Annotated in this window: 11 protein-coding genes; 5 read left to right on the top strand and 6 right to left on the bottom strand. The window is 40.8% G+C overall.

Going from position 1 to position 12,394, the window contains the following annotated elements; genetic code table 11:
- Positions 1-262: 262 nt before the first annotated feature.
- The 3 genes from ACUVXA_RS08350 to ACUVXA_RS08340 form a co-directional block, all read right to left on the bottom strand.
- Complete coding sequence (locus ACUVXA_RS08350) at positions 263-811, bottom strand: DUF4125 family protein (protein ID WP_445870794.1); 549 nt, start codon at positions 809-811, stop codon at positions 263-265.
- 178 nt (positions 812-989) lie between these two features.
- A complete protein-coding gene (locus ACUVXA_RS08345; RefSeq protein WP_445870793.1) occupies positions 990-1,328 on the bottom strand; it encodes a hypothetical protein in 339 nt (112 codons plus the stop codon).
- Between the two features lie 59 nt (positions 1,329-1,387).
- Positions 1,388-3,190, bottom strand: a complete 1,803-nt coding sequence (locus ACUVXA_RS08340) for an aldehyde ferredoxin oxidoreductase family protein (RefSeq protein WP_445870792.1) — start codon at positions 3,188-3,190, stop codon at positions 1,388-1,390.
- A gap of 258 nt (positions 3,191-3,448) precedes the next feature.
- Here ACUVXA_RS08340 and cysE point away from each other — a divergent pair, with 258 nt between their 5' ends.
- The 3 genes from cysE to ACUVXA_RS08325 are packed head-to-tail and all read left to right on the top strand — an operon-like array spanning position 3,449 to position 5,635.
- Positions 3,449-4,249, top strand: a complete 801-nt coding sequence (cysE, locus tag ACUVXA_RS08335) for a serine O-acetyltransferase (protein WP_445870791.1) — start codon at positions 3,449-3,451, stop codon at positions 4,247-4,249.
- A 5-nt stretch (positions 4,250-4,254) separates the two neighbouring features.
- The gene (gene cysK / locus ACUVXA_RS08330; protein WP_445870790.1) at positions 4,255-5,208 is read left to right on the top strand and encodes a cysteine synthase A; all 954 of its coding nucleotides are present in this window, start codon (positions 4,255-4,257) and stop codon (positions 5,206-5,208) included.
- Between the two features lie 13 nt (positions 5,209-5,221).
- Entirely contained in the window at positions 5,222-5,635 is a 414-nt protein-coding gene (locus ACUVXA_RS08325; protein WP_445870789.1) for a threonyl-tRNA synthetase editing domain-containing protein, read from the top strand.
- Between the two features lie 111 nt (positions 5,636-5,746).
- Here the strand turns inward: ACUVXA_RS08325 and ACUVXA_RS08320 are convergent, their stop codons facing one another.
- Positions 5,747-7,144: an MFS transporter gene (locus tag ACUVXA_RS08320; RefSeq protein ID WP_445870788.1), complete on the bottom strand. Its 1,398-nt coding sequence runs from the start codon at positions 7,142-7,144 to the stop codon at positions 5,747-5,749.
- Positions 7,145-7,325: 181 nt separating this feature from the next.
- Here ACUVXA_RS08320 and ACUVXA_RS08315 point away from each other — a divergent pair, with 181 nt between their 5' ends.
- Entirely contained in the window at positions 7,326-7,592 is a 267-nt protein-coding gene (locus ACUVXA_RS08315) for a hypothetical protein (protein WP_445870787.1), read from the top strand.
- A 28-nt stretch (positions 7,593-7,620) separates the two neighbouring features.
- Here ACUVXA_RS08315 and ACUVXA_RS08310 read toward each other — a convergent pair whose 3' ends face one another.
- Positions 7,621-8,967, bottom strand: a complete 1,347-nt coding sequence (locus ACUVXA_RS08310; RefSeq protein WP_445870786.1) for an MFS transporter — start codon at positions 8,965-8,967, stop codon at positions 7,621-7,623.
- 220 nt (positions 8,968-9,187) lie between these two features.
- On the opposite strand from ACUVXA_RS08310, the gene ACUVXA_RS08305 reads away from it, so the two are divergent.
- A complete protein-coding gene (locus ACUVXA_RS08305; RefSeq protein ID WP_445870785.1) occupies positions 9,188-10,042 on the top strand; it encodes an enoyl-CoA hydratase/isomerase family protein in 855 nt (284 codons plus the stop codon).
- A gap of 91 nt (positions 10,043-10,133) precedes the next feature.
- Here the strand turns inward: ACUVXA_RS08305 and ACUVXA_RS08300 are convergent, their stop codons facing one another.
- Positions 10,134-12,053 (bottom strand): hypothetical protein, encoded by a 1,920-nt coding sequence (locus ACUVXA_RS08300; protein ID WP_445870784.1) that lies wholly within the window; start codon positions 12,051-12,053, stop codon positions 10,134-10,136.
- Positions 12,054-12,394 lie beyond the last annotated feature (341 nt).

Below are 12,394 nucleotides of genomic sequence, written 5' to 3'. Positions count from 1 at the left end.
AAAGTCCAAGAATGGTATTATTTATCATTAAATCTTTCTACTGTTGTGAACCCCCTGTGCTGCTGCCTAATCTTAGTAAAACAAGTAGGACTTCAGTATCAGCTCTTGTATATCCTAGTCCTTCAAGATGCTCTATAATACTTGCTTCAGACATAAAAAAAGTTTAGAAATTGTTGTTAATTAACTTATTTACTTTTTTGTAACTAAAAAAGTTCCGAGTTTAGGTATATTCTAATAGTGGAAAATTAGTTTTTTAAGGTGTTTAAAAATATTTACCTTTCCCTTTAGCTGACTCTTCTACCTCATCCAGCGAATTGTAACCGATTTTTTTGAAAAGATTAAGATACTTTTCTTGCACTAGGTTTCTTCCCTCGTTTTTAGCCCCCTCAAGATCTCTGTAATATAATTCAAGAACTTCATCGGAGTAGGTTTCAAGTTCACACTTCAAATAAATTTTGAAGCCCAACAGTGAATCGTTCCTAAAAATGTGGGGATACTTTCTAAAGATTTCTTCAGTCCAACTTACCTCTATTTCAACGATTTCTTCAATAAGCGGATTTAAATTAATGGGAGGGATCATTCTATCCATTCTGGCGTACCTTTCAGTCATCAAATTCCTGCCATTGGAAGCAGAGCTTTTAACATGTTCCAGGTACTTTCTCAACGTCTCCTCAGACCATAATTCATAAGTGCTACGCCTCATCAATTCAAAAACCCTTGGATGCTCCTGACACCGGGAGGGATAAATGGTTCTTACATTCATGAACCAATCCAATTCTATCTTAACTATATCATCTATTAGCTCGCTCATGATTCTTCCCCAAAAACTAGAATAATTAATTATTTAATAATTTTCCGTCATTCGTTCTCAATTATATGATCTTATACAAGTTCTTATTTTCTCGTTCTATATATCCTTTAAAAACCTCATTCCCTTCTTAATTCTTAAAATATACTCAAAAGATTTGAGTCGAAATTAATTCCTATGACTATCCCGCAGCTCTCAAAGTGTAGAGTTTAAGACGATTCGAAAAATAGTCGAAATACTCCCTTTCCTTTTCAGAATTTTTAGAAGTTATATCCACAGCGACGGTGGTGATTGCTAGCTTCTTAAAATACTTGGGGAATGGCGGATAATGCTTTTTCTCGTAAATTACCTCGGCTTTTATATTTGCGTCCGGTAATTTTGCTTCATAGACTTTATGCAGCTTATCTTTTTCGGAACCGGATTCCTTAACCTCTAGGTTACTAGCACCAAGCTCATTTAGTATCATTTCCACATACTGCCAGACGCCGTAAATGTAGCGGTACTCTTTCTCCAACCTCATATAAACACCACCGAGAAGTAAATTAAAATAAGATAAAATAAAAAGAGAAAGGGAAGGGATTAAATTCCAAGTGCTTTGAGTTTCTCATTTGTTGGGACTCCTTGTGCATCCCAGCCCCTGACCTGATAGTACTTGGGCAGCATTTTGTCAAGCGGTACCACATTCCCTTTAGCTGGGCCTTCAGGCATTGGTTCTTTGAGTAGTCTTGGTGGTAGAGTATCGTCCTCGGAAGTGAAGCCAGCTTTTAAGTTGAAGAGTCTCTCAACGTTCCAGATGCGATCCCCTATTACCATTATCTCGTCTGCAGTCCACTCCTTGAATCCGGTTGCGGTTGATAGTAGAGCTGCGTATTCTGGGGCTCCTATGGCGAAGGAGGTGAATAGGCACATACCAATGGAGTCAATTACCGCGGTTAGGTCTTGGAAGGTTTTCACCCAAGTTTCTTTTCCCTCGATAGCAAAGCGATCCAGTTTCTCAGGTACTCCCAGAATTTCGGGTGAAATCATGTAGCCACGAACGTGGCACCCACCCCTATTAGTGGTTGCGTATTGTAATCCGTGTCCCTTAGCACCACGCGGATCATAAGCTGGAAGCTCTTGTCCTTTCACACTCATAGAAAGTTCTGGCGCACCGTATTTCTCAGCTAGTCTCAGTGAACCCTCTGCTAGATCATCTCCGAATCCTTCTCTTTTTCCCATTTTTTCTGTGAATTCAACGATGGCGTCGCCGTCACCCCAATTTAATTCTTTACCAACTTTTTCCTTTGTGACTTTGCCTCTCTGATAGAGTTCCATAGCGCAGCCTATGGTGCTTCCCGCTGAAATGGTATCCAACCCAAGTTCATTACATAGGTAGTTAGCCTTGGTGATGGCTTCCAGGTTACTTACTCCGCATTGTGCGCCATAGGCCCAGATGGTTTCGTATTCTGGCCCTTCTCCTGCGGATTTATATTTTCCAGTTTTTATGTCTGTTACTCTTCCGCAGCCGATGGGGCATGCAAAGCAGGCGGCTCTTTTGGTGAGAAGCGTGTCCGCTAGGGTTTCTCCGCTTATTTTGTCTGCTTCTGGGAAGACTCCGGTTTGGAAGTTTCTGGTGGGGAAAATTCCGTTCTCATTAATTATGTTAATGAGTACCGCTGTTCCGTAGGTGGGTAAGTCTTCTCCGGTTACTGAGTGTTCTTTGATTTTTTTGCGTGCATCATCCTGGGCATTCTTGAATGCGTCCTTTTCGGCGGGTTCAATCTTTTTGGTTCCTTTCACTGCTATGGCTTTCAGATTTTTACTGCCCATGACGGCGCCGGTTCCGCCTCTTCCGGGTGCTCGGTGCTTATCATTTATGACACACGCCACTCTGACCAGCTTTTCACCAGCGGGACCGATGCAAGCCACCCTGTATTCTTTGCCCAGTTCCTTCTGTAACATATCGGTGGTTGTGTGGGTATCTTTTCCCCAGAGTTTTTCAGCGGATTTTAATTCGTATTTACCATCAGTTATCTGTAGATACATTGGTTTTTTGGCCTTACCCTCAAAGACTATAGTTTCGATCCCCGCTCTTCTGAGGTGGGCACCCCATTCTCCTCCAGAATTTGCTCCCGTAAGTGTTCCGGTTAGGGGGGACTTGCAGGAAACTTCGTATCGACCACCGGTCGGCGCTGCTGTGCCTGTTAATGGACCTGTGGCGAATATCAGCTTGTTGTTGGGATCAAAAGCATCTATTGTTGGATCAACTTCGTCGTAGAGTATTTTGGCTGAGAGTCCTCTGCCTCCGATATATTTTTTGACTAATTCTTCAGGTATTTTTGAAGTTTTCATGTCTCCAGTAGAGAGGTTTACTCTTAGCATTGTTCCCTCATATTTAGCCATAAAAATCCTCCCATCTTTCTAAAAATCTGTGTTTAAATATTTGTGTATTCAAATTTATAAATAATCGTAATGTATAATTATTCATATCGTAAGAGCGGCGTTAACCCTACAAAATTCATAAATTTCCCCAAATCAGTATGGACTTCTTTTGAATCCTATTTGCCTATTTCTTAATGGATTATGGATAGTCGGCTCCCAAAACTTTACAATAGTTAATTTTATATATTACAAATAATACTTTTCAATCGAGTGGTTAACATGAAAAACAGTTTAGAATGCCTAATATGTGGGGATATTTTGTCTCCCAAGGAGAAGAGTGAATACTGCTCAAAATGTCTTCTAGGTTTGAGTTTTGAATTAAAAGAGGAGGATCTACAAAAAATCGGAGAACATTTAAAATCCATACTGGATTCCTTTGGTTCAGATATCCGGGCAGCCTTCACAAAGGACCCCGCAGCCCGAAGTATAGTTGAAGTTTTAACCGCTTATCCCGGAATACATTCAGTCCTACTGCACCGTGTGGCCCACTTCTTCTATGAAGTAGGACTCCCATTCGTTCCTAGGTATATCTCACATATTGCGAGGCAAATAACGGGTATCGAAATTCATCCTGGTGCCAAAATAGGGAGAGACTTCTTTATTGATCACGGCTCCGGTACCGTAATAGGAGAGACCGCTGAAATCGGGGATAATGTGACCATTTATCAGGATGTAACCTTGGGGGGCACTAGCCTTTCACCGGGAAAAAGACACCCTACACTCGGAAATAATGTGGTGGTGGGTGCGGGAGCTAAACTTCTCGGACCAATAAGAATTGGTGATAACGTGAAAATAGGAGCAAACTCCGTGGTAACAAACGATGTTCCTCCAAATTCGGTTGTGGTTGGAGTGCCTGGAAGAATAGTGGCTCGTAATGGAAAGAGTGTACCGAGAATCGATTTGTCTCACGGAGACTTGCCTGATCCCATTATTGATATAATAAAGTCGATGCAAACAAAAATCGAAGACCTGGAGCGGGAAATACAAAATCTTAAACAAAACAGGGAAAAAGGAGGATAATAAATATGGGAAGAATATTTAACGATATTACCGAAACCATTGGGAAAACCCCTCTGGTGAAATTGAGAAGATTAACTCAAGATATCAAACCGAATATTCTGGCCAAATTGGAGAGTTCCAATCCTGGAGCTAGTGTAAAAGACCGAATAGCTTTATCAATGATTAAAGCAGCCGAGGAACAGGGATTAATCAATTCCGAGACCACAATAGTGGAACCCACATCGGGAAACACTGGAATAGGTCTTGCAATGGTGTGCGCCGCTCGTGGCTATAATCTGGTTCTAACCATGCCCGAATCAATGTCAATGGAGCGGAGAAAAATTCTCCAAGCCTACGGCGCTCAAATCGTTCTAACCCCCGCAGCCCTAGGAATGAGAGGAGCAATTCAGAAAGCACAAGAAATGGCGGAAAAAGATAAAACAATTTTCATTCCCCAACAGTTCCTAAACCCTGCGAATCCTCAAATACACCGAACCACCACTGCCCAAGAAATTCTCGAGGATACCGAAGGTAAGGTTGACGCTTTTGTAGCAGGAGTAGGCACTGGCGGAACAATAACCGGTGTAGGAGAAGTCCTAAAACAAAAAATAGGTCCACAGGTTAAAGTGTTTGCCATTGAGCCAGAGGATTCCCCGGTATTGTCCGGAGGAAAACCCGGACCGCACAAAATTCAAGGTATAGGGGCAGGATTCGTTCCGCAAGTTTTAAACATGAAGGTAGTGGACGAAGTGGTGAAAGTGAATTTTAAGGACGCGGTGGAAACTTCAAGGAAACTGGCAAGACTGGAAGGAATATTTGTGGGCATCTCATCCGGAGCCGCCATGTGGGCCGCATTAAAAATAGCTGAACGATTCAAAAAAGGGCAAAATATAGTTGTAGTCCTGCCAGACACCGGTGAGAGATATCTCACCACCGAATTATGGCAGTTCGAGCAACCAGGTGAATCTGAAGTGATATGAGTTGAGAATATTAATGCTTCATGTAGATTACTTCCGTTCTACGGTAGCAAAAAGAGGCAGATCGCAGGTCGCGGAAAATCCTTCTTTTAAAAAAACAGAGGTAGAGGAAGCGCTCCTAGTTCTCATCAATGTTGAGAAACAAGACGAATCCCACCCCGAAGATGTGTCGAAAAAAACTGTTGAGGAAGTAATAAAGCTTGGCCAACAGCTCAAGGTCGAAACCATAGTTCTCCACCCCTTTGCTCATCTGTTCGGGGAACCCAGCCAGCCTGAGGTAGCCATAGATATAATAAAGCTTATAGAGAAAGACCTTATACAAAAAGGCTTCAGAGTGACAAGGACTCCCTTTGGCTGGTTCAACACTTGGGAGCTGAGAACAAAGGGCCATCCATTAGCAAGGGTCGCAAGAAAAATTTCTGTAGATTAGCGCAGATATTACGATGAGAAATCTAAATATCACAATTAATACTGCCAAATATTATACACTTCACAGTTAGTATTTATGTAAAAAAAGATCTAAAAAATTTCTAACATTGATTTATCTTTTATGGCCTAAATTTTTATTGTGACTCTTTTGTTTCCGCTTCTGCAAGCCCGGTTTTGATTCTTCCTTTTTAGGTAGCCACTCCGGTTTCTCAATTTTATTCTTTGTTACTAGGTATATGAGTGCCATTATTGGTGGTGTGAGTGCTGCTCCTATAATGAATACTGCGTCTAGACCCATCCAAAGGTATACTGGCGTGAAGGCTACTGGTGCCATTGAGTAGCCTAGGAATCTCATACCGCTGAAAATCGAAGTGGATGCTCCTTTCATCTGTGGAGGTACAACTTCTACCGAGAGGGCTAAAAGCGCGGGCCACACGAAAGAAATTCCAATTCCCCTAATAGACATAAGGACTAGGAAATCCCAGAAAATCCCTCCGAACATTGACCTGAACAGGATTTGGAGGGCAAGTAGGCTTGCAAAGGCTTGACCGGTTAAATTTGTGCTTTGATTTGTGCTCTCAAGTAAGTTCGGTATGTAAGCGAGTGGGAAGGCTGAATCTGACAAGGTTGTGACCAAGGCCATGATTATTAAGGAGGCTCCGGCTATTATCATGCCTACAGTTGGAATCTTTAGCTTGCCAAACCTATCTGTTAAGAAACCTGCGAGGGACGATGTAAAAATACCTAAAACACCGCTGGTTGAGAGAATTATTCCTATGGCGTTTGGATCTATGTAGTATGGAAAGACGGAGAGTGCATCCGAGGTTAAAGAAATCACAGCGAGATAAGAGAAGAAAACTAAGAATCCAATAGCACCCAGAATAAGAACCTGCCTGTATCTTAAGGTATCTCTGAGATTCTGAGCGATATCCCCAAGGCTTCCGCCCTCCCTAACCGCGATTCTCCTAAGACACAGCCAGCTGCACACAGTTAAAATTACTGAAAAAACTGCCATAATCATGAAGAGGAGACGCCACTGATTGGCCATCACTCCTCCTATAAAGGGTCCAATAGCTATACCGGCCTGGATTGCCGCGCTATAGAAACCCATATACCTACCCCTTTTTGAAGGCTCTGTTAAATCACCTATGAGAGCAATTAGAACCGGAGAGATAAGGGCTAATCCCAGTCCCTGAACAATTCTTGTGACTATGAAAAACCAAATATCCGTTGAGAAGGGCGTAAAGGCGAAGCCCAAGGCTAGGAGTAAAAAACCCGCCAATATGAGTTTCATTCTCCCGTAAACATCAGACAAGCCCCCCGAAAAAAACTGTCCCAGAGCAAAAGGGATCTGAAACAGAGTCAACGAGAGCATAATAAGAGACACATCGGTAAACAAATCATTCTTTAAAATTGGAATCATAGGCAAAATTATGTTTCCACTGAAGGGACCAATTGCAGCAGCGAGATAAATAGGAATAAACCTATAATCCAGATGCGGTCTCCTCAAATCTTCACCTTCATTACTAAATACTATAACTAAAATTGATAATAGTTAAAAATTATAATAAAATATAAGCCTACCGAAATCGAGAAAATCTCAGAATATGAAAAATAATGTAAAAATAATGTTTCACCGACATTATAAAGTAAATTTCAGGAGTATTGAGTGTTAAAGAATGATGGTTAAAATGAGAAAAGTGGAGATTAAGGAGAAGCTCCTTGCAAAAAGACTTTATAAATTATATAAGCAGTTCAAATCGGTCGAAATTGTTGCGTCAATGACTGATATGCCCGAAAAAGAAATAGTGGATCTGTTGGGAAAATACTACTTACCCCTTAGAAAACAATTGGATAAAAATAGACAAAAAATTGGAAAAAAACGAAAAGAACGCGATTTAAAAAGAGAATTTGAAAAAGAAAAGAAAAAGTGGGAAAAAGAAAAAGAAAGATATTAATGAGGTATAATGATTCGCTTTCACTTTTTTAATCTGATTTTGATATCTGCTTTTCTTTTTGTAATTCTGATTTTCCAATTTTCTTCCTTGTTACTAGGTAAATTAGAGATATTGTTAGTGGTGCGAGTGCTGCTCCAATAAGAAATACTATGTCCAGACCTATTGAAAGGTACAACGGTGTGAAAGCTACGGGTGCCAATGCATAGCCCAGAAATCTCGTTCCACTGAAAATTGATGCTGATGCTCCTCTGTTCGCTTCCGGAACAACCTCTTGTGTTAGGGCTAGAAGCGCGGGCCATACAAAGGAGATTCCAATTCCCATGAGAGTCATATAAATCAGGAAGTTTAGGAAAATCCCACCAAAGGCCTGTCCGAGCAGGCTTTGAGTGATTAGAAGATTTACAAGAGCTTGACCGGATATGTATGTACCCTGGCCCAATTGCTCTAAAACATTTGGTATGTATCCAAAAGGAAAGGCTGGCGCAGAATAAGTGGTTGATAAAGCTAAGGCAATTAAGGAAACGGCGGTGATTACTAATCCAATGGCGGGAATCTTTAGCTTACCAAATCTATCAGTTAGGAAACCGGCTGCGGATGATGAAAAAACACCCACAAAACCGCTTGTTGAGAGAATTAATCCTATTTGCCCCGGGGTTAAATAGTAGGGAAAGACCGAAAGCCCGTCTGAGCTTAAAGAGATAACCGCGATGTAGGAGAAGAATAGTATGAATCCAGTAAAGCTTAGCACCAGAGCTTCTCGATATCTCAAAGTTTTCCTCAGATTACCTATTATTTCACTAACGCTTCCACCTTCCCCAACAGCCACTCTCCTCAGACAAAACCAAGAACACACAAGTAAAAATACTGAAAAAATTGCCATTGCTAGAAAGAGGGCACGCCACTGGCTCGCCAGTAATCCACCAACCAAAGGGCCTAGCGCTATACCGGCCATAATAGCTGAACTATAGAAACCCATATGTCTACCCCGATTAGACCTGTCTGTTAAATCCCCAATCAGAGCTATTATAACCGGACCAATTAGCGCGAATCCCACACCCTGAAAAATCCTAGTGAATATGAAGAACCAAATATTTGTGGAAAAGGGTGTAAACGCGAAACCCACTGCCAGAATTACAAATCCTCCCATTACGAGTTTCCTTCTACCGTAAACATCCGATAAGCCGCCCGAAAAAAACTGGCCTACGGCAAACGGAACCTGGAAAAGGGTAAACGAGAGCAGAATAAGAGTAATATCGGTGAACAAATCATTCTTTAAAACCGAAATCATAGGCAGAATTATGTTTCCACTAAAGGGCCCAATTGCAGAAGCAAGATAAATGAGAATAAACACTTGGGTGTGCTTCTGCCCGCTCAAAGAGCCACCTTCTTTAAAAACGGATAAAGGATAAGAAGATACTATTCTTTAAAAACCTTTTCAGTTATTCCATCTCTTTCCAAGTATTATAAGACTTTTTTCAATAAGTTATAAAATTTTACAAATTTACCGAAACCTGAAAAATTTTTCATCATAAATATTTATTACTTGGTTATCTCCAGAATAAAAATCACATAACTAGGGCTTGGAGATGTAAGCCATGAATGGAATAGATTATGGAAAATATAAAAATGTAATATGTGAAAAAGAAAACAACATCCTAACTATAACCATTAACCGACCCCAAGTTTTAAACTGCATAGACCCAGAAACCAATCTGGAGCTAGCGGAGGTTTGGAAGAAATTCGACATAGACGACGAAGCCTACGTGGCGATAATAACCGGAGCCGGAAACGGGGCATTCTGCACCGGGGCGGATCTTAAAAACTGGCACCCCTTCATAGAGGAGAAAAAGGTTAACTTTGCCCGAAAAAACGCCTATCAGGGACCCGGCTTCGGAGGCTTAACCCGGGGAATACAAATCTTCAAACCCATCATAGCCGCCATAAACGGAATGTGCTACGCCGGAGGACTCGAGGTAGCCCTGGCAGCAGACATAAGAATCTGCTCCGAAGACGCAAAATTCGGGATACTGAATCGAAGATGGAACGTGGGACTGGGAGACGGTGGAACCCAAAGACTATGGAGAGTAGTGGGTCTAGGAAGAGCCTTGGAATTAATCCTCACCGGAAAAGAAATCGATGCCAACGAAGCGTATAGAATTGGACTGGTTAACGAGATAGTGCCTAAAGACCAGGTTTTGGAACGGGCAAAAGAAATGGCTCAAAGAATCTGTTCTTTCCCCCAGGGGTCAATCAGAACAGACAAGGAAGCATTAATAAGAGGCATCGGAATCCCTCTAGAAGAGGGCCTGAGAATTGAAAGTATGCTTTTCTGGAGTTTACTGTTTAACCATGATTTCTTTGAGGGACCAAAAGCGTTCAGCGAGAAAAGAAAACCAAAGTTCACCAACGAGACTGAGAAAATGAAAGATATTCTGAAACATAAAAAGTAATAAAAATTTATACACTAGTTACAAAGAGATTCCCAATTGTAGTCCCTAGCAATATTCCCTTATTTATAAAAAGAAGAAAGAGAGAAAAATGCTAAGTTTTATGTAGTTTGTCCAGTTTTTCGATTAGCGCCATTAATTCTTTCTGCAGTTTTTCCCTCCGCTCTAGATCTTGGGAGGTTATGCTGCCTACTAATTCTTTTCTTCGCAACGCCTCTATTTCTCGCCTGATCTCCAGAAATCTGTTTTGAATATTCTCCATTTTCTCTACGTCTTTTGGTTTCGCTGGCTTTGCTTCCATTGGGGGGGATACTCTTGAAACGAATAGGCTGGCGTAGAGATAGTCTTTCTGAACCTTGTCGTACTTGGCTTCGGTCTTATATCTCTCAAAAATGTATTTCTTAAAATCAATTTCACCTGAATCGTACCTTGATTTTAATTCCTCGAGTTTTGCTCCGTACTTGTTCACCTTTTTCTGCAACTTATCCTTATTTTTCGTTAACTTATCTATCTTCTGTCGCTGAAGTTTCTGAGCCTTCTCAAGATTAATTAATGAGGCTAAAATTGATGGAAGGGACTCTTTAAAGGGGGTTAAATCGCCTTTCCAACCTTCTAGTTGATTCCAATGTTCCTGTTCTACTTTTATTAGAAACTCGTGCAATTTACTTCTAATCCATAATTCCTCGTCGAGTCCTATATCACTAGTTATACAAGTCGCTGTGAGCAGTTGGCTTTCTTCACGAATGAATGTGCCAAAATCTGTTCCAAGCCTTTTTAAACCACCGACCTTCATCTCCTCAAGGAATGATTTGATCGCTGTTATAAAACCAGAAACTAGAGCGACATCCTGCTGCATCGATATGAAATCAAAAGACCAAATCATGGTACCGGTAGGCTTATGATCGATTAGAATATTTTCCATGCTTTTTAAAGCATTTAAGGGAATTTTTCGTCTCTTATAAGCTGATCTGCCTCCGTATCCACCGGCAATAACTGCTCCCAAGGCGATGAATCCCATTAACATGAAAAGTTGATTTTGATTTTCCTTAATAATCGTGTAAAAAGTAAATGCAGTTAAGCTTCTGGTGAGCATTATCAGATAAACATTAACGTATGATAGATATATGGTTACATCAAATTTGAGGCCTTCTGGATAAACCCAAGTGGTACTGACATTTAAAATAGCAAAATTCCCAGAAATGTTCAAGTTCTGAGTCAGATTGCACGCCCCCACTCCTCTCGAAACATTTTCCACCACAGTGCCATTTACCTTCATATTAACCTCGGAAGGCAAAGGCGTTTCATAGTATCCCACTGTATCATTAACGCTCACATCAACCTTAAGACAATAATCAACTGTGTAATCATTCAGTTTTTCAAGATTCCAATTTACGGGATCACCGGAATCCGTAGAATTATAAGCAAAGCCAAGGTCTTCATAGAACGCCGGTTCTGTACCTGCCTCATCACCTTCATCAGGAGCGAAAAACCAAAAAATACGGTGGTCATTTAGAAAGGGAATAATTTTAATAGCTATAAAGAAAGTATTGTTAACTCTTGGATCCGTATTGGCTTCTGGATTTAGCTCCCAAGGAGTACTTAAAGTAAATTTGTGCCAACCAATTGTTAGGTCACCACTTACTATTTGAAGCGAGGTATTGAGAAGTGTGCCAGGTTCCGGCAACTTAGTAGTATCATTATAGACTGAATTATATAGCGAAACATTTACATTTGTAATTGCTAATTGGTTAATTTGTAATCTGTAAATGCTTATGTTCCATAGGTAAGCAGTTTGGTTTTCTGGTAGTTGAAAGGACATCGCACGCGTATAATTTAATTCATAGGCTTTAACGGGTTCGTGTTCCATAGTTATTGTGGTATTGGGTGCTATTATGTTTGAAAAGCTCATGTTAATGGAGTTAATTGCCCACCCACTGGGAATTGGAATCTGAATTGGATTAGTAGAAATTTGATTTTGTAAAATTATGGGACCATGGACATCCTTTGAACCCATTGACAAACCATAATATGTTGATGCAAATGATTGAAGCATTATGATGCAAGGACCTGACACCAGACAAATTAAAAGTAACGCTCATAAATAAGAATTTTGTGGCTGACCATTTTTGCTGGCGTTTTTTAAGGATCTGGAAGCGTCCCAACACACTTCCAACAGAAACAAAAAATAACCATCTCCAGAACATCCCGCAGAGCCTCACTTGGATTCTTGCGTCTCGAGTTCCTACACACTCTGAAGGCCACCATGTAGAGCTTCAAATTGTCCTTACATACCCCCCTGTGCAGTATCCCCGCTTTATTAACTGTTTTTCTATTCTGTTAATTGTCAGTTTATAT

It is taken from the genome of Candidatus Jordarchaeum sp., assembly GCF_052745115.1.
This window is presented reverse-complemented; position numbering and strand designations above follow the sequence as displayed.